Genomic DNA, 19091 nt, shown 5'->3' with positions numbered 1-19091 from the left:
CATCTCCACCATTCCTTCAACTGGGAAAATGCCGCCCCCGGGGCCCGGATAGGACCTCGGGGGCGTTCGGTTAACTGCGGGAGCGTGCCGTCAGCTCAATGTGTTCGGTTGGGATCGGAAATCAACCTTAAAATGCGTGCCTTGCATTTTCTTCTGGTTGGAAAAGGGGGCGCATTGGCGCCAACCCAAAGGAGGCCCTCCCATGCAACTTCTCTCAATTCTCCGGATGGCGAGCGGGGCCTCCTTGTGGCGCGGGCTCGACTATGTGGAACAGGGGCGCGTGAAGAACTTCCGACCTGTCGGCGACGGCGCCTTTGATGCCGAGGTGGAGGGCACGGCGAATCTGCCCTACACCGTCCACGTGGACACCGCGCACGTCCGGCAGTCCTATTGCGACTGCCCGCACGCGGCGGGAACGAGGCGTATCTGCAAGCACATGGTTGCCACGGTGTTCGCCGCCTATCCCCAACAGATCGATGCTTTCAAATGGGAGGTCGAACAGGCGGAGCTGAAATACAAGCGCGAAGAGGCGGTCCATCGCGCGGAGCTCGTCCGTTACGTGAGCAGCCTCAAGAAAGATGAGCTTCGAAAGGCCTTGCTTGACGCGCTGATCGAGCTGGAGGAACGCCACGACCGTTGGTGGTAGGGCTGCGCAATCCGTTGTGTCTCAAAGGGAGGGGAGTGGTGCTGTGGTTGGCTCATATATATCGACAGCCAGCAAGGCGGACCTCCTTGCTGCTGACGCAGCGCGGGACGTTGCCCTGTGCGGTCGTTCGCTCGACACGGCAGCCTCGGTTCGCTCGGACTTGGTATCCTCTGGCGCGCACGAACCAACCCCGACGCCGTATTTCGTGTTGGAGGAGCTGCTTGGCAAGCTTGGCCTCACGGCGGACGACCACCTGCTCGATGTAGGCTGCGGAACGGGCAGGGTTCTCGCCTATGCAGCCTCGCGCCTTCCATGCCGGGCAACGGGCGTGGAGCTGGACGCCCACCTCGCAAGAGCCGCCTCATCGTGGACGGCATCCTTCCCTCAGCTCAGCGTCATCGCAGACAATGTGCTCAACATGTCGCTCGCGCCCTATACCTGTTTCTACCTGTTCAACCCGTTCGATACGGCGGTGCTCACGCGCTTTCTCGATAAGGCCGAGCGTGAGGCGGCGCGGCCCTTCACGCTCGTCCACATGTCCGATAACGGGGAGTCGTTCGCCTATCTGGGCCGTTCCGGTTGGCGGCTCGTCCGTTCGGGCAGTATCCAGATGTTCCAAACGGCTTCTGGTAGAAGCATCAAGTTCTACGAGTTCCCGCAGCATTATTCCGTCTGGCATTACGAAGGCGCGCGATAGATTCGGCGCGGTGCGTCTAGCCGTGCTGCAACGTCCCAGTCGGTTCGCTACGCTTCGGGGGCGTGGGACAGCGCGTACTCGCGGAACTCCGGCGTAAGCTCCATATCGTACTTCTCGAAGTAGTACGCATCCTCGTTAGACCAGCTGAAACCGTCCCGGTCCATCGCCGCGAGCGGTATGTCGGTCTCCTCGTCCGCAACCTCGTCGTACACGTATCCAGCCGCGAACGTATCGTACTCGGAGGCGTCGAAGAAGCGCATGATTGCGGCCTTATCGGGATCCGGCTTGCGGAACACGCGGCCCTTGACGCGATCGTATGCGTACCTCATGCCTGCCCCTCCTTCTTCTGCGGGTGGAACGTTACCCATTCGCCGGCATCGTTACATCTCTTGTTCCCAATAGTGATGTCCTTGGGGTTTCTTTGCAGCCGTGGCATCACGTCCGGTGGTCCAACTAGGTTATTGTCGGGAGGCGTGACTCGTTTTTTGGCAGCGTCATCCTAACCGGCGGTCAAACATAGCGGACCTGCGCTTCGCTAGCTATTACTTTATCCCCGGTGATTCCGGGCGTGCCCGCCACATGCGGAACGCGACGAACGACACGATGAACGCGATTGCAAACGTTTTCATCGCTGCACCTCTTGATCGATTCCGACTCCGCATGGGTCTCATATCGTTGCGATTCTCATGCGGGCAGCGCTTCCGCCCCATCCCACAACTCTGCGTTGACCTAGGAAAAAAGAGAAAGGGGTAGTTCCGATTCTCTTACCGGCATCTTGTCAAAAATGTTATCGCCCTTCACTCATTCCTAAGTATATCGCCGGTAACTTGTAGGGGGTTGCGGGCAGAAGAGTAGTATCTATCGCTTCGACCCAAGGCGTCGCCTCGGGCAAGAAAGGGGGCGGGCCCATGTGCACGGGTATCCGCTTTACCAGCACCTCTGGTTCCATGTACTTCGGTAGGAACCTCGATTGGACTCAGGGATATGGCGAGCGCGTGGTGGTGACGCCCCCTGCTGCCCAGGTGCCTGCCGCCTTCGATCGCTCCGGCGACCTCGATGCTGCACACGCGCATGCTGTCATCGGCATGGGTATCGTAGCCGAGGGCGTGCCGCTGTACTTCGATTGCGGCAACGACGCCGGCCTCGCCGTCGCGGGCCTCAACTTCCCGCAGAGCGCGCGCTATGCCGCCAACGCCAGCAGCCAGCCGGGTGCGGTGAACGTCGCCGCGTACGAATTCCCCTTCTGGATCGCGCGTAACTTCTCCTCACTCGACGAGGTGCGCAGCATCCTCGCCCATACCGTCGTTGTGGCAAAGCCCGTCTCGCCCGACCTTCCCGTTGCGAACCTGCACTGGATCGTCGTCGACGCCACGGGCAGCATCGTGGTCGAGTGCCTCGAAGGCGGTCTCAAGGTGTGGGAGAACGATGCCGACGTGCTCACCAATGAGCCCGATTTTGGCTGGCAGCGTACGAACCTTCGCAACTACCTGGGCCTTACCAATTCCGAGCCCGCAACGGCAACGTGGGGGAAGGCGCAGCTTGCGCCCTTCGGATCGGGTATGGGCATGCAGGGGATTCCTGGCGACTACAGCGGCCCCGCGCGCTTCGTGAAGGCTGCCTTCGTGAACAGCCGCTATCCAGCGCAGGAGTCCGAGGAGGCAAACGTCACGCGGCTCTTCCGCACGCTCGGCTCGGTTGCGGTGCCCTTGGGCGCTGCTCTCATGGCGGACGGCTCTTCCGAGATCACCCTGTACACGAGCTGCTTCTCGGCTGCAACGCTCACGTACTATCACGCTACATACGATGAGCCGCAGATTCGCGCGTATCCGCTTTCCGCATGCGATCTGGGTGGAACCGAGCCCTTCTTCGCCCCGGCGGCATAGGCCGCGTCCATCGCATTCCGTTCACGTCGTTCGCACCCGCCCGATGCGCCTCTCTCAGATGGCGATGCGGGCGGGGCCTCTGGCGTCATCTTTCATCATCAGCCTCCTCTCTGAAAGGCACTCACGTGAATACCACTCAGCAATCGCGGGCCTCGCGGCCCGTTGGACCCGTTTACGCTGCAGCCGGTGCGCCGGCGGCAGGCACGGGCGGCGCCCCCGTTTCGGCAAACGCCGTCCCTGCATCGAACTTGGCTACGGCGGAGGCGAAGCACACGCCCGCGAAGCAGGCATCTGCTCCCTCCGCCTCGCGGTTCCTGCTTCTGCCCATCATCATCCTCATCCTTGCGCAGATGGGTGCCACCGGTGACAACGGGGCGCTCTCGCTGGCCACGGCGTCGCTCGCAAGCGACCTTGGAGCCACCACTGCCCAGATCCAGCTCGCCAACATGATTTACCCGCTCGTAGGTGGCGCGTTCATGATTGCGGGCGGCCTTGCCGGCACCATGGTCGGCTGGAAGAAGACCTTCCGCGGCGGCATTCTGCTGTGCGCCCTCGGCGAGGTCGTGCTCGCCCTGGCACCCAGCATGAACGTTTTCATCTGGGGCGGTCGCGTGCTCGTGGGGCTTGGCGCAAGCTTCATGATCCCGTCGGTCCTAGGGCTGATCCCGCTCATTTATCAGGGGCACGACCGTGTGATCGCGTTCGGAGCCATCGGTGCGGCATCGGGTCTCTCGGCGCTGCTGCCGCTCGCGCTCGGCGTGGTCATGCAGGTATCCGGCATGCACGTCACCTTCCTCGTGCTTGCAGGCTACTTCGCACTCGTATTCGCCGCGTCGTTCTCCCTGCCTGCTATCGAGCAGCCGCGCGAGCGGTCCGGGTTCGACGGCGTGGGCGTCGCCCTTGCCGCAATCGGCCTGTTCCTCATGCTCATTGGGCTTTCAGGCATCTCGTCGTGGGGCCTTGTCGCACCGCTCTCGGGCGCTCCCTTCACCATCCTCGGCATCTCGCCGGCGCTTCCCATGGTTGTCGCGGGCATCGTGGTGTTCGGCGTTCTCGTGGCATACGAGCGGCGCGTCGAGGCGCGGGGCGGCATCGCGGTGCTGCCGAGCGCGTTCCTCACCGATCCCCAGGTGCGCGCCGGCCTCGTGGCCTGTGCTCTCACGTTCTTTTTCATGGGCGCTCAGTCCATCCTCATGGCGCCTTACCTGCAGCTCGTTGCCGGATGGTCGCCCGTCGCTGTGGGAACCATCTCGATCGTTACCGGCGTTCCCACCTTCGCCTTGGCCCTCGGCATTCCCAAGTTCATGCCGCACGCTAGCCCGCGCCGCGTGATCCAGACGGGTTACGTGGCCATGGCTGCCGCGCTCGGCATCATGGCGCTCTCCGTTACCGAGAACGGCGCCAGTGCGCCGCTCGTGTACCTGGGAGCCTTCATGGCGGGTGTGGGAGCGGGCACGGTCTCCTCTCATGCGAGCAACGTGGTGGCGATGGCGCTTCCCGAGCGCGAGGCCTCGCAATCGGGCGGCATCCAAAGCACGATGCGCAACGTGGGCCAGGCGCTCGGTGTAGCGCTGCTGGGCGCCGTGCTGATCTTCGGAATCACCGGTACGGTGCGCAACCGCGCCGCATCCGATTCCTCCGTCTCGCCCCAGGTGTCTGACGCGCTCGAGAACGTGAGCATCGACCTGGGCAGCAACCGTACCTTCGAGGACGAGATAGCGGGCATCTCCATGACCGATGCCGAGCGCAAGGAGCTTGTATCGATTGAGTCCGCAGCGCGCCTCGACGCGGTGCGCCTGGCCTATGCGGTGGGCGCGGTCGTGGTACTGGCAGGGCTCATCACCACTCCGGCCATCCGGGGTGAGGGCAACAGCGGGCATAGTGGCAGCAAGTGCGCAAAAGCCCGTGCTGCGAAGGGCGGGCGCTCCCGATGAGCGTAGCTGCTTAGTGCATGCGACAGCCCATCCAATCGTTGCGAGAGGCGCCTCCACCGGGGGCGCTTTTCTATCGCGCGCCGGAACGATCCTCAATTACATGCGGGTGAGGCGCCTGGTCGCGCGATGGGCGAGGGCTGATCGCTAGAGATCATGCCCTTCCTCGCCATCTTGAGCTTGCTGAGAGAGCATCGATTCCAATCGGTTGGATAGATCTGCCAACGTTGTTTGCGCCAGCCGGCTCTCGAGTGCGTTCTGGGCAGCGATGAGCTCGCTGTCGACGACGGCGTGGACGTTACCCCCCACAGGGCAGGCCGGGTTGGGATTCGCGTGGAAGCTGAAGAGCTCGTTCGTGACGCAGTCGACGGCGCGGTATACATCCAGCATCGCCTTCTGCTGCATCAGCACGGGCGTGTTCGGCTTCCCGCAGGACGAGGCTGCGCGTATCGCCGTAAGCACAGTCCGCGCCTGGCTGGATGCGCATCCGCATGCCGACATACGCGTCATCTTCAACGTCTTCCTGGACGAGGACGCCGCGATCTACCGTCGGCTGTTGAGCCAGCCCGCCTCGCATATGCGAAAATGAATGCAGGGCATCGCATGAAGCGGTGCGAATGGGCGAACGAGGGGGCCGCATGAGCAAACACGAACGAGAAGTGATCGGCGTCGACGACCGCGTGTCGGTCGGTCGCGCCATCCCGCTGGGTATCCAGCACATGATGAGCATGTTCGGATCGACGGTGCTCGTGCCCGTGCTCACAGGGCTCGATCCCAACGTGGCCATCATGTGCTCGGGCATCGGCACCATCTGCTACCTGCTGGTCACAGGCAACAAGATTCCCAGCTACCTGGGCAGCTCCTTCGCCTTCATCAGCCCCATCCTCGCCGTGGGCGCCACGCAGGGGCTCGACGCCGCTATGTCTGGCGTCGTGGTCGCGGGCCTCGTGTTCCTGGCGGTTGCCGGCATCATCAAGCTTGCCGGCACCGGATGGATCGACCGTCTGCTGCCGCCCGTGCTCGTGGCGTCGGTAATGGTCGTCATCGGTGTGGGCCTTTCCGCCACAGCGGTCGACATGGCCTTCATGCAGGACCTCCCGGACGGCACCGCGGCTTTCTATGGCACGGGTGCCATAGTCGCAGCCATCACGCTCATCGCGGCGGTGGTGTTCTCCAGCATGGGCGGCATCTTCGGCACCATCCCGGTGCTCTTGGCCATCATCGTGGGCTATGTGGCCTCCATTCCGCTCGGGCTCGTTGATTTCGCGCCCGTAGCCGAGGCCGCGTGGATCGGCCTGCCGAACATCTCCGCTCCGCGCTTCGACGTGGGTGCCATCGCGCTCGTGGCCCCCGTGGCCATCGTCGTGGTGATCGAGCACATCGGCCATCTGCTCGCCGTGGGCGAGATTGTGGGCAAGGATTACCGCGACATGCTGCCGCGCTCGCTCGCCGGAGACGGCATCTCCACCATGATCTCCGGTTTCTTGGGGGGTCCTCCAACCACCACGTACGCGGAGAATATCGGCGTCATGAGCGTCACGCGCGTGTACTCGACGCAGATCTTCTGGTACGCCGGTGGCTTCGCGCTCGTCATCGGAGGCTTCTGCCCCAAGCTGGCGGCGCTCATCCAATCCATCCCCAGCCCGGTCATGGGCGGCGTGTGCCTGTTGCTCTTTGGCCTCATCGCCTCGAACGGTCTGCGCATGCTCGTGTCCAACCGCGTGGACTTCGACATCAACCGCAACCTCATGATCGCGTCCGTCGTCATCATCGTGGGCGTGGGCATGGAGACCTCCGGCATCTCGATTCCCATCGGCGATTACACGCTCCCCGGCATGGCCACCTCCGCGCTGGCGGGCATCCTGCTCAACCTGATCCTGCCCGGCGGCAAGGAGGAGGCCGAGGAAGCGGGGCAGGAGGCGTAAACGGCTGACGTGTCGCGTTATACGGGAGGAGCTATGACATACACGGCGTCGTATGCCTCGCCGCTGGGTGAGGTGCTGCTGTCGAGCGATGGGTCCGCGCTCACGGGCTTGTGGTTTGCGGGGCAGAAGTACTTCGCAGCGGGGCTTGCTGAGGATGTTCGTGAGCAGTCCGACCTGCCGGTGTTCGGGGCAGTGCGTGCCTGGCTCGACGTGTATTTCGCGGGCGAGGAGCCTGCGCCGCTGCCGCCAGTTGCCTTCGCGGGGACGCCGTTCCAGCACATGGTATGGGAAGAGCTTCTGTGCATCCCACGTGGCGAGACCTGCACATATGGCGAGCTTGCCCAGCGCATCGGTGAGCGCCGCGGCGCACCGACCTCTGCGCGCGCGGTGGGGGCGGCGGTCGGAGGCGATCCCGTATCCGTCATCGTGCCCTGCCATCGCGTGCTCGGCGCGAGCGGTGCGCTCACCGGTTATGCGGGAGGCGATTGGCGCAAGCGGGCGCTGCTCGCGTTGGAGCAGCGGGGCATATCGATTGCGGAAGCCGCTGAGCGCCCCGGCACGCTGATCCAGCAGCTCACCGAGGTGTGGGAGCGCTCCGTGCGCGCCACACACGCCTTCCTGCAAGAGGGCGATATCGTGTGTCTGCGCGGTATGGTTCCCCGGGCGTTTGCCGAGGTATCGCGCCTACTCGTTGCCCGCCACGCTGGATGCGTCATCGGCTTCGCGGGTACCGACGGCGCTTTTCTCGAGATGCTCTTCGTGGATGCCGATGCGCGCGGCATGGGCGCAGGTCGGCTCCTCCTCGAGCGCGCAACGGAGCTCTACGGTGTGACGGAGCTTTCCGTAAACGAGCAGAACCCGCATGCCGTCGGCTTCTACGAGCATATGGGCTTCTCGACCTATCTCCGCACGGAGACCGACACCCAAGGAGACCCCTTCCCGTTGCTCTACATGAGGCGGGCCTAATATCGCCGCGCGGGCCGGAGCGCGAGCCGAGGAGTATTGTTCGTGAGCGTCGTTTATCATTCGCGCGGCAGGGAAGAAGCACCGCTAGGGCACGTATGTTGAAAGGCGCATCTATGCAGACCGACCCTCCATCCGAGCATCGCGCATCGAAGAAACCGTCTGGTGCGGGCTTCTCATCGTCCCAGATCGATCCAGGCAAGGTGAAGGGCGTCGTCCAGATGGTTGCAGGCGCTGCGGTCGCCGCGGCTGGTGTGCCGCTGTGCGTGCTGCCCGGTCCCGGTATGGCGGTGATTGCAGGTGGCGTGGCGCTTGCGAGCAAGGGCCAGCGCGCCTATTCGGGCCGCGAGCCGACCAAGGTCGAGCGCAAACTCGATGCAGCGGCGGAAAAGCTCGGCGATGCCGCGAAGAAGGAGGCTGCCAAGGCCGCGAAGACGGTTGCCCGCGAGGCGCCCGTGGTGGCGGAGAAGGCCGCACGCGCCGCCGGCAAGGGCGTTGTGGCGGCAGCGAAGGCGGGCGGCAAGCTCGCGGTTGCCGTCAGCAAGGCGGTCGCGCGGAAGTTGCGCGATGCGCGCCACGACGGCGTGCGCTAGGGCAAGTGATTGCAGCGCGGGCCGGCTTCCCTCGCAGGCGGTGAGAGAGGCCGGCCCGTGTGCATTCGGGTTTCAGGCAAAAGCCGCTACATGAACCGCTTGCCGCTGCTCCAGGCCTGGCCGACCTTCTCACCCAGGGCGTAGTAGCCGCTCTGGAACTGGTCGAATGCGAAGGCGTTGAGCTTTACGGGGTCGACCTTGCCGTCCTCGTTCAGCACGGCCTCGTCTGCCAGCACGTTTTCGATTTTACCGAGCACGCGCAGGCCGTAGGGCTGCTCCTGCATCTCGACTACGCTGCACTCGAGCGTGATGGGGTACTGGTCCACCACCGGTGCGTCCACGCGGCTGCTCTTGGTGGCGGTCATGCCCGTGCGCTCGAACTTGTCGGCAACCTTGTTGCCGCTCGCGATGCCGAAGTAGTCGCTCTCATCCAGGTGCGCCACGTCGGCCACGCTCAGCGTGAACGCTCCGCGTGCCTCGAGGTTCTTTGTGGTCTTGTGCCCGCGGCTGATGTTCAGCGCCACCATGTCGCGCGCGCAGATACCGCCCCATGCCATGTTCATGACGTCGACGGTGTCGTCCTCGTTGTAGGTTGCGATCATCAGCACCGGCATGGGATAGAGCGCGGGCTGCACGCCGATCTCCCTCTTCATGGAATCCTCCGTTCGTTGCGGTTGCATGGACGGCGATATGCCGCTACCACTGTGATACGCTTATGCCAGCCACACAACAAGTACCGAAATCAACGTCAGGTACTTACCTTTAGTAAAGTTATGAGATGGGAGAGAAGCTACGGAGATGGGAAACGCATGCTGCGACGCGTGGGCTTGCATTGAGGAGGCGGATTTCGAGGATACGGGTTTCTGCTACACGCTCTCACTTATCCAGGGCAAGTACAAGATGGTCATCCTCTACTGCCTGATGGAGTTTCAGCCAGTGCGCTTCAACGAGCTCCGTCGCTATCTTAAGACCGTTTCGGACAAAACGCTCAGCCGCGCGCTCAAGGAGCTCGAGGCGGACGGGCTCATCAGCCGCATGGCCTATCCGCAGATTCCGCCCAAGGTCGAGTACAGCCTGACGGAGCGCGGTGCGTCGCTTATGGAAGTGCTCGACGCCATGTGCGTGTGGGGCAGCGAGCATCGCGACTGGCAGCGTCCTGGCGAGCATGGCCATACCTAAAGGGACGCAGGCATTTGGGTAATACGCAGCCGAGATCGGTGCTGAGCGTAAACCAGCGCAAAAGGGGCGATCATGATTGCCAGCCCCGAGCAGTCGGGAAAGCATGGCGTAGGCATAGCTTTCTGCCTAGAAAGTAAACCTATAGAAACTATTTGAATGAGCGGTTTGCTGTCTGCCAAGAGTTAAACATAGGTAACTTTATAGCTGATGGGTGGCAACCGGCTATGGGAGAGCCATGGAAGAGCAGATTACGGAGCAAAAACTTGAAGCATCGCTGGTACGAATGTGCGCGCCTGCGTTGTTGGGAGCGAAACCCGCCAACATGTTCACCTTTGTGGGCAAGTACGCCGATGCAGATCAGGTGGCGGTAGGTCGCATGCAAGCTGTGCGCGGCTATGCGTGCCCTGGCGAGCGCGATGGCGATTGCGCGTGTCGCCCATGTCCCTGTTCGCTGGTTGAGGGGCGCCGTTCGGAGCTTTCGCGTGCCGTGCGCGGCTTCGACCGCATATTGCAGGATCACGGTGTCCGCGTGGGAGTCGTCGCGTGGCGCTCGTTCGGAGCCATCATCTTGGCGTATCGGCCCCAGATGCTCGCTGAACATCTTGCTGACGAGCGGATACAGGCAGCGCTGGGACGCCTGGGGTATCCCGTATGGCAGGCGATGTGCGGCGATGCCGACGAGATGAGCCCATTGATGCTCGGCCAGCAGCTCGGCCATCTTGCCAAGCGCTTTGCGGCGGAGAAGCTGCCACATGAGGTCGGCTTTTTCTTGGGCTACCCCTACGAGGACGTTATGGGGTTCGTGCGCCATCGCGGACGGCGGTATCGCTACTCGGGGTGTTGGAAGGTGTACGGCGATCCACGCCCGGCGGTGAGGTTGTTCGCGCGATACCGGCGCTGCACGCGCCGCTGCGAACGCTTGAGGAATACGGGCGCGACGCTTATCGATATCGTAGCCTTCCACCGATTTTTCGAGATGTAGTCCAGATAGGTCAATCGGCGTGCGGGTGAAAGGCCCATGCGCCTAAGGTGGTCCGCTTGATCGTGTATGAACATGGCGGCCCATAGCAGAAAGGATGCAGTATGAGCAAGGTAGCGATCGTCTATTGGAGCGGCACGGGCAATACAGAAGCCATGGCAGAGCTTGTGGCGGAGGGCGTGCAGTCCGCCGGCGGCGAGGCGAGTCTGATCCAGGCGGTTGAGTTCTCGTCTGATGAGCTGGACGCCTATGACGCCTTTGCCTTCGGGTGCCCCGCCATGGGTTCCGAGGAGCTTGAGAGCGAGGAGTTCGAGCCCATGTGGGATGCCGTCGAGCCGGAACTGCCCGGCCGCAAGGTGGCGCTCTTCGGTAGCTACGACTGGGCGGATGGCGAGTGGATGGATCTGTGGCGCGAGCGTGCGGAGGCTGCGGGCATAACGGTTGCCGAGACCGTCATCGCCAAGGACTATCCCGACGACGACGCTTCGGATGCCTGCCGTGCCCTCGGCGCCTCGCTTGTCTAGTTGGGCGATGCCTGCGCCCGCCCTGCTACCATGGATGCAGGACGAGGCGAAAGGTGGCGATGGAGATGGCTCAGCGCACGAGGTTCGCGAAGGTGAGCGAGCGCATCGGGCGGCATGTCAGCGAGGACGAGCTCCTGCACGAGCTCGCCGGTGGCGAGGCCCGCATCGCGATGACCGCTATCGAGGGCATCGACCTTGCCGGGATGAGCGTCGACGCGGCGACATTCGAGGAGGTCGTCTTCCGCTCCTGCACCTTCGACGACGTCGACTTCTCGCGCTGCGGCTTCACCGACGTCATCTTCATCGACTGTCGGTTCGTGCAATCTCCCATGGATCGATGCTGGCTCAACCGCTGCGAGTTCCGGTCGTGCTCGGCGCTTGGCATGCAGTTTCGCAAGAGTCGTTTGACCGGTGTCGGTATCGAGGACAGCCTGTTCAGGTACGCTGATTTCTCCGATTCGACCGTGGAGCGCTTCCGGGCGGCTCATACTGGCTTTGCCGAGAGCATCTGGCATGGCGCACGGCCCAAGCGCATCTCGTTCGACGGATGCGACCTCACGAAAGCGGAGTTCTTCCGCACGCCGCTTGCCGGCATCGATGTCTCCACCTGCGAGTTCTCGGGCATCACGGTGTCGAGCGACTTCCACGAGCTGCGCGGGTGCATCGTGAGCCCCCAGCAGGCGGTCGAGCTTTCCGGCCTGCTGGGCGTGACGGTGCGCGAAGCGTAGCGCCCTAGAGGGCTACCTGGTCATGAGCGGGCGATGGATGCGCCGTTCGCCCACGGGGCGCAGCGCGTTGGGGGGACACTCGTTTAGGCAGGTGACGCCCCAATTATGCAGCCTTTGTCGGCCCTGTTCTTTTTCCCGTCCATCACGTACCATAGATGCGGTCGAGAGGCGGAGGTGGCCATGGATCGAACAGCATATCTGATCATGACCAATAACCCGCTTGTTGTGGAACGGCTCGGGGGCACGCATGAGGCGGAGTTTCTCGAGACCTCGTACGAGGGCCTTCTTCTGGCGGTGCGCGACAAGGTCCACGAGGGGCACGCCCTGCTCTCGCATCCCCTGGCGGGGAGCGTCAAGCCCAACGAGACCCCGTATAGGTCGATCATGGTCTCGTGCGAACGATGCGATGCGGTGGACGCGCGATCCCTCTCGTTGATCGAGCGCGCGATCGAGGCGTGCCGTAAATTCGAGGATAAGACCAGTGGCTACGGTGAACGGGCACTGAAGGACTTCCAGCTGATTGACTGGACGCTGCTTGAAAGCGGCCTAGATTCTGCGGACGCATGAAAGCGCCGCGGTGCCCGTCCGAGCGGGGGCAGGCACCCACCACCGGCGGAGCCGGGGCAGAACAGATAGGTCGTACATCTCATTCGAGCGCAAAGGAGGAAGCGGGAAGTGAGATTAGAGCTGGGACGAATTTACATCAAGGACATCCGGTTCGCATCTGAATCCAAGATCGAGGATGGCGTACTGCACGTGTCCGAGGAGGCGCTGCGTGCCGTCGCCCTCAAGGACGACAAGATCGCGAGCGTGTCCTTCGACATCGCGAAGCCCGGCGAGTCCGTAAGAATCACGCCGGTCAAGGATGTCATCGAGCCCCGCGTGAAGGTCGAGGGCACAGGCGGCGTGTTCCCGGGCGTCATCGCCAAGGTCGATACGGTCGGCTCGGGTGTGACCTATGCCCTCAAGGGCATGGCCGTGGTGACCGCGGGCAAGATCGTCGGCTTCCAAGAGGGCATCATCGACATGACGGGCCCCGGCGCCGACTACACGCCGTTCTCCAAGACCCTCAACCTGGTTATGGTGTGCGAGCCGGTCGAGGGGGCCGAGACGCATGACTACGAGCGCGCCGTGCGCCTTGCGGGCTTCCGCGTCGCCGCCTACGTCGGCGAGCTCGCGCGCGACCTCGAGCCCGACGAGACCCAGGTGTACGAGACCTGCACCATCAAGGAGGGCATGAAGAAGTATCCGGATCTTCCGCGCGTGGCTTACGTGCAGATGCTCCAGAGCCAGGGTCTGCTGCACGACACGTACGTCTACGGCGTCGACGCCAAGAAGATCGTGCCGACGATCATGAGCCCCACCGAGACCATGGACGGCGCGATCGTCTCGGGCAACTGCGTGTCCGCCTGCGACAAGAACCCCACCTACGTGCATGAGAACAATCCGGTCATCGAGGACCTGTTCGAGCAGCACGGCAAGACCATCAACTTCGTGTGTCAGATCATCACGAACGAGAACGTCTACCTCGCCGACAAGCAGCGCTCTTCCGATTGGACCGCCAAGATCTGCAAGATGCTCGACCTCGACGGCGTCATCGTCTCGCAGGAGGGTTTCGGCAACCCCGATACCGACCTCATCATGAACTGCAAGAAGATCGAGGCCGAGGGCGTCAAGACCGTCATCATCACCGACGAGTACGCCGGTCGCGACGGCAGGTCGCAGTCGCTCGCCGATGCCGATATCGCGGCCGACGCCGTGGTGACCGGCGGCAACGCCAACCAGGTCGTCATCCTGCCCAAGCTCGACAAGGTCATCGGCACCTTGGACTACGTCACCAAGATCGCCGGCGCGAGCGAGGACACCCTACGCGCCGACGGCTCGCTCGAGGTCGAGCTCCAGGTGATCACGGGCGCGACCAACGAGTGCGGATTCAACAAGCTGAGCGCACGCTAGAAAGGAGGGTATCTCGATGGCAAAAATCAAGGTAGCGCACTACATCAACCAGTTCTTCGCCCAGATCGGCGGCGAGGAGAAGGCGAACTATCCCGCCGAGCTGCGTGTCGGCGAGATCGTGGGTCCGGGCATGGCGCTCGCCCAGAACCTCGGCGACGAGGCCGAGATCGTGGGCACGATCGTCTGCGGCGACTCCTATTTCAACGAGAACTTGGAGACTGCTACAGCCGAGATCCTCGATATGGTGAAGGAACTCAACCCGGACGTCTTCGTGGCGGGTCCCGCCTTCAACGCTGGCCGCTACGGCGTTGCCTGCGGTACCATCGCCGCAGCCGTCCAGGACCAGCTGGGCATCCCCGCGGTGACCGCCATGTACGACGAGAACCCGGGCGCGGAGATGTTCAAGGACAAGGTTTACATCGTCGCCACCAAGAACAGCGCGGCCGGCATGCGCGCCGCTATGAAGAAGCTCGCGCCGCTCTCCCTCAAGGTCGCCCGCGGCGAGAAGCTCGGCGCCTCCTGCGAGGAGGGCTACATCCCCAACGGCACCCGTGTGAACTTCTTCGAGAAGGAGCGCGGTTCCAAGCGTGCCGTGAAGATGCTGCTCGATAAGCTCGCCGGCAAGAAGTTCGCGACCGAGTACCCGATGCCGGACTTCGACCGCGTCGACCCGTGCCCGCCGCTCAAGGATCTCGCGCACGCCAAGATCGCGCTTGTGACCTCGGGTGGTATCGTGCCCAAGGGCAACCCGGACCATATCGAGAGCTCGAGCGCCTCGCATTACGGCGAGTACGACATCACGGGCGTGGACGACCTTACCGAGGAGTTCTATGAGACGGCGCACGGCGGCTACGACCCCACGTACGCCAACGAGGACGCCGACTGCGTGCTGCCCGTCGACGTCATGCGCGATCTCGAGCGCGAGGGCGTCATCGGCGAGCTCCACCACCTCTTCTACTCCGTCACCGGTAACGGAACCGCCGTGGCATCCGCCCGCGCGTTCGCCTCTGAGTTCGCCCAGAAGCTCGTCGCCGATGGCGTGCAGGCCGTCATCCTCACCTCCACTTGAGGCACTTGCACTCGTTGCGGTGCAACGATGGTGAAGGAAATCGAGCGCGCCGGCCTCCCGGTCGTTCATATCTGCACGGTGACCCCGATCTCCATGACCGTGGGCGCCAACAGGATCGTCCCCGCGGTGGCGATCCCGCATCCGCTGGGCAACCCCGCGCTGAGCGCGGAGGAGGAGAAGGCCATGCGCCGTCGCATCGTCGAGAAGGCCCTCGAGGCCCTGACGACCGAGGTCGACGGCCAGACCATCTTCGACTGGCAGTAAGCAGCGGATCAAGGTCCGTGACGAGGGGCGCCGGCGCTTGTCGGCGCCCCTTTTTGCGTCTGCGCCGGTCCGGTAAGACAGTTTTTTCGATTTTGTACGATTGGGCTTTAGATGACCCGGTTTTACGAGTCGCCCACCTGGGGTTTTGTTGGCCGGTACCGCCCGGGTGGAGAAAACGCACCGGTAAACGCCGAGAAGCAATCGCGCAAAATCGAAAAAAGTGTCTTGATCAGCTTGACGCAGGGTTCAAATTCCCGCGTCGCAGAGGCATGCGCAAGAAAAATCCAGTGAATAAAAATGTTGGCTTAAAAGTCACATAAATAATCGCGTTCCCTGGCAGCGCCACTTTACCCTTGGGATGACCAGCGTGTCCCACAGCTGTCCGAGAACGGCGTTGCGGACGTGCTGCCCATGGGGATGCGTCCCGGCACGGCTGCCGGTGGGATTATAGGAGGGGCACGATGCGCCTTCGTATTAAGAGACGAGCTCGGCGACTTGACGGATCGGGGCGCGTGGGGCGCCTTTTGGCGTTCGCGACGATGCTTGCAGTATGCGCCGCGCCGCTCGTGCGGGCGTTGCCCGCGTGGGCTGAGGAGCCGCCCTTCGCGAACCATATCATCAGCGGGTCCGAGCCCGATGGGACGACCATCGACCTGTTCGACTACTGGCTTACCGACCGGCACGCCCAGGATTGGGCGACCGTGAACCTCGCGGGCTACCAGGGGCAAGGCATCAATGCGGGCCATAGCCTGAGGTTCATCTACCGCACCGAGGCCGGAACGGGCGTCAACTCGTGGCACGGGGGAGGGCCCTACCAAGGGATGCTCCAGCCGACGCTCGACGCCGACGGCTACCCGCGCCTCGCGTCGTCGCTAGGCGGCTCATCGCTGGCCTACCTCTTCGACGGGAGCGACGAGGCCTCGGGCACGCAGGCGGGCAAGGCGGTCTATCCCGACGTGCACGGGTTGCTGCACGTGGACAGCGAGGGCTACTACGCCTACGATGCGCGGGAGAACTTCGCCGCCTTCGATGAGGACGCGCACGCTTTCAACGTATACGACACCTGGGCCGTCAAGGCGTCGCCGCGCCTGTCGTCGAACCATGACGGGCAGTTCTTCCCCTTCGATGCGCCCGAGACGGTGCTCGAGGAGGGCGGCCAGGGCCTCGTCCAGCGCGGCGCGACGCCCACCTCGACCGACCTCGATCCGGCGACGACGAACTCGGGCACGCTCAACCATTGGTTCGGCATGAGCATGACGTCGCATTTCGTCCAGCAGGACGGCGGCACGACACATGGCGGGCCCATGACCTACGAGTTCACGGGCGACGACGACATGTGGGTCTTCATGGACGGGGTGCTCGTGGCCGATCTGGGCGGCATCCATGGCGCGCGGTCGATCGCCATCGACTTCCAGACCGGGCGCGTCGACGTGTTCGAGGACAGAAACGGCGACGGTACCCGGCAGGGCGGCGAGTACGCCTACAGCAGCAAGACGCTGCTCGACTGCTATCGCGCCGCAGGTAGGGAGGGCGAGACCTCGTGGAGCGGGAACACCTTCGCGGACGGGACGCTCCATACGCTCAAGTTCTTCTACCTGGAGCGCGGCAGCGGCGCATCCAACATGAAGCTGCGGTTCAACATGGCGTCGGTACCCGAGTCGAGCCTCCTCAAGCTCGACCAGGATGGCCAGCCGGTGGCGAGCGCCTCGTTCGCGCTCTATCCCACGGGGGCCGACCACGCGGTCGCCGGGGGCGCCGCGCCCGCGTACACGGGTACGACCGGCGACGACGGCACGATGAGGGTGGTTGACGATTCGGGCGCGCCGGCATCGCTCGATGGGATGCGCGTGAGGAGCCCCTACTGGGTGCTCAGGGAAACCGAGGCCCCGCCGGGCTACCGGAGCGCAGGCGACATCCCGCTCGCCTTCGATACCGAGGTGACCTCGACGCCGCTTCTGGTCTCGACCGACCCGTGGGGCACCGGCGCCGTCGCGCGCCCCAAGGTGCTCATGGTGGCCGACGACATCGGCGTATACGACGAGGCCGGGACGCGACTCACCACCGAGGCGGGCACGCCGGCGCAGGGGCGCCTCTTCGCGGTCGTGATGCGCCGCGGCGGCGACGGCGCGTGGCATGCGGTCACGGGCAGCGCGCTCGATGGCTGGCGGGAGGCCGCGGCGCCGGGCACGGCGGGCGCGGCGGGCTCGTCGGCGTCGGGGGAGGCCGAGCCGCTTTCGCTCAACGGCAGCGGCGTCTACGAGGTCTCGTTTGCGGACGTGCCCGGCGACATCAAGTCCTACGAGCAGCTCATGCGCGAGAACCCGGCGCTCGGCGACGCGGCGGGCGCGCGCTACCGGATCGGCTGCTTTTACACGACGGCGGACGACCTCACCCAGGCGACGGTGGGGAACACCCGGCCCGTCCGCGACGCCGCGGGTGACTTCACCTGCCGCTTGGCGACAACGTTCTATGCGTCCAACGTGCGCAACGAGCTCGTGGTGCAGAAGGTCGACGACGCCGGCGCGCCGCTCGCGGGCGCCGGGTTCTCGCTCTTCGCCGCGGCGGACGTGGAGCAGGGCGACGACGGGTCGCTGGCGGTGCGCGAGGGCGTGGAGCCGGTGGCCTCGGTCGTGACCGGCGAGGTTGCCGCCGGCGCCGCCGGTCGCGCAGGTGACGAGCCGCTCGAGGGGGCGGCGGTCATCGGCGCCCCGGGGACGGCTCCGCTCGAGGAGGGCCGCTACTACGTGTTGGAGACCGCGGCGCCCGCGGGCTATGAGCTCAACGGCACCCTCACGCCCGTGGTGGTCGACGGCAGCGGCGCCTACGCGGACGCGGGCACCGCCCAAGACGGCGTCTCGGTTGTGCGCGGGGTGGGGCAGCTCGTGGGGAGTATGCGCCCGCTCGCCTTCGACGACGGTGCCGACGCGACCTTGGGCGGGGTCCGCGCGGCGATGGTCACCTCGAGCGGCTACGAGGGGGAGGCCACCGATTGGGGCGACCCCGCGTGGGACGGTGCGAGCTCCCTGGAGCTGCGGTGCTCGGCAGCGGGCCCCGCGGCGCCCTGCGGGTACCTGCCGGTGGCGGGCGCGGCCGAGCTCGCGACCGATACGGGCTGGTCCAAGCTGGTGATCGAGCGGGAAGGGGCCGAGGCGTCGGACGCCGATGGTGCCGCGGCGCACCAGGGCCCGGGCACGCGCGACCTTACGGCCGTCTTCTCCGGGACGGTGACCGTGCGCGTTGAGGACCGCCGCCTGGTTCCCGACGAGCCGCCCGAGCCCGACGAGCCGCCGGTGCCCGTCGATCCTCCCGCGACCGAGCGGCCCACGGACCCCGGCACCCCTGCCACGCCGCCGGCGACCCGCGCGGCCCAGGGGCACACGCCGCTGCCGGGCACCGGGGACGACCTGCCGCTCGTGCTCGTCACGCTCGGGTCGCTCGGCATCGTCGCGGTGGGCTTCGGCCTGCTCGCGCGCCGTCTCCGTCGCATGCGGGACGGGCGCTGAGCGCGGCCTGCAGCGCGTCTGGCCGCCCTTGTGCCATACTCTCCTGGGTAGGGACGATGGGCCGCGCCCGCGCGGCCCCGGATGCGAGTGTGTTTAGTCAAGTCTTGCTTTCGGAAAAGAGCGCGCCTTTCTTTCGGGTTTCGTCACGCAAGTTTTTCGGCTTCCGGCGCGGGCGCGCCGCTAGCTTCCTGACTTGCCCAGCATGAGCGACTCCTCGAGACGGTGGCTGGGCCCGCCGAACTCCACGAGCC

Annotated in this window: 19 protein-coding genes; 16 read left to right on the top strand and 3 right to left on the bottom strand. The window is 64.6% G+C overall.

The window, feature by feature from the left end; translation table 11 throughout:
• Positions 1-202: 202 nt before the first annotated feature.
• On the top strand, positions 203-646 hold the full coding sequence (locus FS885_RS09000) for an SWIM zinc finger family protein (protein WP_144744732.1): 444 nt from the start codon (positions 203-205) through the stop codon (positions 644-646).
• A gap of 205 nt (positions 647-851) precedes the next feature.
• Complete coding sequence (locus FS885_RS08995; RefSeq protein WP_222419909.1) at positions 852-1343, top strand: class I SAM-dependent methyltransferase; 492 nt, start codon at positions 852-854, stop codon at positions 1341-1343.
• Between the two features lie 47 nt (positions 1344-1390).
• Here FS885_RS08995 and FS885_RS08990 read toward each other — a convergent pair whose 3' ends face one another.
• Positions 1391-1672, bottom strand: coding sequence for a hypothetical protein (locus FS885_RS08990; RefSeq protein ID WP_144744731.1), 282 nt, complete (start codon positions 1670-1672; stop codon positions 1391-1393).
• Positions 1673-2251: 579 nt separating this feature from the next.
• On the opposite strand from FS885_RS08990, the gene bsh reads away from it, so the two are divergent.
• Both bsh and FS885_RS08980 read left to right on the top strand, forming a co-directional pair.
• Entirely contained in the window at positions 2252-3226 is a 975-nt protein-coding gene (bsh, locus tag FS885_RS08985) for a choloylglycine hydrolase (RefSeq protein ID WP_144744730.1), read from the top strand.
• 248 nt (positions 3227-3474) lie between these two features.
• Complete coding sequence (locus FS885_RS08980; protein ID WP_246060949.1) at positions 3475-5160, top strand: MFS transporter; 1686 nt, start codon at positions 3475-3477, stop codon at positions 5158-5160.
• A 144-nt stretch (positions 5161-5304) separates the two neighbouring features.
• On the opposite strand, the gene FS885_RS10225 is transcribed toward FS885_RS08980, so the two are convergent.
• The gene (locus FS885_RS10225; RefSeq protein ID WP_425458932.1) at positions 5305-5547 is read right to left on the bottom strand and encodes an Rrf2 family transcriptional regulator; all 243 of its coding nucleotides are present in this window, start codon (positions 5545-5547) and stop codon (positions 5305-5307) included.
• Between FS885_RS10225 and FS885_RS08975 the strand changes: the two genes are divergently transcribed.
• The 4 genes from FS885_RS08975 to FS885_RS08960 all read left to right on the top strand — a co-directional run bounded on the left by FS885_RS08975 (position 5513) and on the right by FS885_RS08960 (position 8638).
• On the top strand, positions 5513-5746 hold the full coding sequence (locus FS885_RS08975; protein ID WP_246060946.1) for a macro domain-containing protein: 234 nt from the start codon (positions 5513-5515) through the stop codon (positions 5744-5746). The genes FS885_RS10225 and FS885_RS08975 overlap by 35 nt on opposite strands.
• 49 nt (positions 5747-5795) lie before the next feature.
• A complete protein-coding gene (locus FS885_RS08970; protein ID WP_144744728.1) occupies positions 5796-7082 on the top strand; it encodes a uracil-xanthine permease family protein in 1287 nt (428 codons plus the stop codon).
• A gap of 33 nt (positions 7083-7115) precedes the next feature.
• The gene (locus tag FS885_RS08965; protein ID WP_144744727.1) at positions 7116-8048 is read left to right on the top strand and encodes a GNAT family N-acetyltransferase; all 933 of its coding nucleotides are present in this window, start codon (positions 7116-7118) and stop codon (positions 8046-8048) included.
• Positions 8049-8161: 113 nt separating this feature from the next.
• Entirely contained in the window at positions 8162-8638 is a 477-nt protein-coding gene (locus FS885_RS08960) for a hypothetical protein (RefSeq protein WP_144744726.1), read from the top strand.
• Positions 8639-8724: 86 nt separating this feature from the next.
• Here FS885_RS08960 and FS885_RS08955 read toward each other — a convergent pair whose 3' ends face one another.
• On the bottom strand, positions 8725-9291 hold the full coding sequence (locus FS885_RS08955; protein ID WP_144744725.1) for a flavin reductase family protein: 567 nt from the start codon (positions 9289-9291) through the stop codon (positions 8725-8727).
• Between the two features lie 145 nt (positions 9292-9436).
• Between FS885_RS08955 and FS885_RS08950 the strand changes: the two genes are divergently transcribed.
• From FS885_RS08950 to FS885_RS08915, 8 genes are all read left to right on the top strand, one after another.
• The gene (locus FS885_RS08950) at positions 9437-9817 is read left to right on the top strand and encodes a winged helix-turn-helix transcriptional regulator (RefSeq protein WP_144744724.1); all 381 of its coding nucleotides are present in this window, start codon (positions 9437-9439) and stop codon (positions 9815-9817) included.
• A 235-nt stretch (positions 9818-10052) separates the two neighbouring features.
• Entirely contained in the window at positions 10053-10799 is a 747-nt protein-coding gene (locus FS885_RS08945) for a DUF3793 family protein (protein WP_144744723.1), read from the top strand.
• A gap of 101 nt (positions 10800-10900) precedes the next feature.
• Positions 10901-11320 (top strand): flavodoxin, encoded by a 420-nt coding sequence (locus FS885_RS08940; RefSeq protein ID WP_144744722.1) that lies wholly within the window; start codon positions 10901-10903, stop codon positions 11318-11320.
• 65 nt (positions 11321-11385) lie between these two features.
• Entirely contained in the window at positions 11386-12048 is a 663-nt protein-coding gene (locus tag FS885_RS08935; protein ID WP_144744721.1) for a pentapeptide repeat-containing protein, read from the top strand.
• Between the two features lie 180 nt (positions 12049-12228).
• Positions 12229-12615, top strand: coding sequence for a GrdX family protein (locus FS885_RS08930; protein WP_144744720.1), 387 nt, complete (start codon positions 12229-12231; stop codon positions 12613-12615).
• A gap of 108 nt (positions 12616-12723) precedes the next feature.
• Positions 12724-14004, top strand: coding sequence for a glycine/sarcosine/betaine reductase component B subunit (locus tag FS885_RS08925; protein ID WP_144744719.1), 1281 nt, complete (start codon positions 12724-12726; stop codon positions 14002-14004).
• Between the two features lie 16 nt (positions 14005-14020).
• Positions 14021-15337, top strand: coding sequence for a glycine reductase complex selenoprotein B (gene grdB, locus FS885_RS08920; RefSeq protein WP_144744718.1), 1317 nt, complete (start codon positions 14021-14023; stop codon positions 15335-15337).
• Positions 15338-15876: 539 nt separating this feature from the next.
• A complete protein-coding gene (locus tag FS885_RS08915) occupies positions 15877-18840 on the top strand; it encodes a SpaA isopeptide-forming pilin-related protein (RefSeq protein ID WP_144744717.1) in 2964 nt (987 codons plus the stop codon).
• The last annotated feature ends 251 nt before the right edge of the window (positions 18841-19091 follow it).

The sequence above is a fragment of the Enorma burkinafasonensis genome (genome assembly GCF_902150035.1).
Taxonomy (GTDB): domain Bacteria; phylum Actinomycetota; class Coriobacteriia; order Coriobacteriales; family Coriobacteriaceae; genus Enorma; species Enorma burkinafasonensis.
Note: the sequence above shows the minus strand (reverse complement) of the source record. Positions and strands in the feature narration are given on the sequence as shown.

What these genes read in the sequence shown, in the direction of transcription:
- FS885_RS08940 (WP_144744722.1), top strand. Translation starts at nt 10,901, where the DNA reads ATGAGCAAGGTAGCGATCGTCTATTGGAGCGGCACGGGCAATACAGAA.
- FS885_RS08930 (WP_144744720.1), top strand. Translation starts at nt 12,229, where the DNA reads ATGGATCGAACAGCATATCTGATCATGACCAATAACCCGCTTGTTGTG.
- FS885_RS08945 (WP_144744723.1), top strand. Translation starts at nt 10,053, where the DNA reads ATGGAAGAGCAGATTACGGAGCAAAAACTTGAAGCATCGCTGGTACGA.
- FS885_RS09000 (WP_144744732.1), top strand. Translation starts at nt 203, where the DNA reads ATGCAACTTCTCTCAATTCTCCGGATGGCGAGCGGGGCCTCCTTGTGG.
- FS885_RS08990 (WP_144744731.1), bottom strand. Translation starts at nt 1,672, where the DNA reads ATGAGGTACGCATACGATCGCGTCAAGGGCCGCGTGTTCCGCAAGCCG.
- FS885_RS08955 (WP_144744725.1), bottom strand. Translation starts at nt 9,291, where the DNA reads ATGAAGAGGGAGATCGGCGTGCAGCCCGCGCTCTATCCCATGCCGGTG.
- FS885_RS08970 (WP_144744728.1), top strand. Translation starts at nt 5,796, where the DNA reads ATGAGCAAACACGAACGAGAAGTGATCGGCGTCGACGACCGCGTGTCG.
- FS885_RS08915 (WP_144744717.1), top strand. Translation starts at nt 15,877, where the DNA reads ATGCTTGCAGTATGCGCCGCGCCGCTCGTGCGGGCGTTGCCCGCGTGG.
- FS885_RS08965 (WP_144744727.1), top strand. Translation starts at nt 7,116, where the DNA reads ATGACATACACGGCGTCGTATGCCTCGCCGCTGGGTGAGGTGCTGCTG.
- FS885_RS08950 (WP_144744724.1), top strand. Translation starts at nt 9,437, where the DNA reads ATGGGAAACGCATGCTGCGACGCGTGGGCTTGCATTGAGGAGGCGGAT.
- bsh (WP_144744730.1), top strand. Translation starts at nt 2,252, where the DNA reads ATGTGCACGGGTATCCGCTTTACCAGCACCTCTGGTTCCATGTACTTC.
- FS885_RS08960 (WP_144744726.1), top strand. Translation starts at nt 8,162, where the DNA reads ATGCAGACCGACCCTCCATCCGAGCATCGCGCATCGAAGAAACCGTCT.
- FS885_RS08935 (WP_144744721.1), top strand. Translation starts at nt 11,386, where the DNA reads ATGGCTCAGCGCACGAGGTTCGCGAAGGTGAGCGAGCGCATCGGGCGG.
- FS885_RS10225 (WP_425458932.1), bottom strand. Translation starts at nt 5,547, where the DNA reads ATGCTGGATGTATACCGCGCCGTCGACTGCGTCACGAACGAGCTCTTC.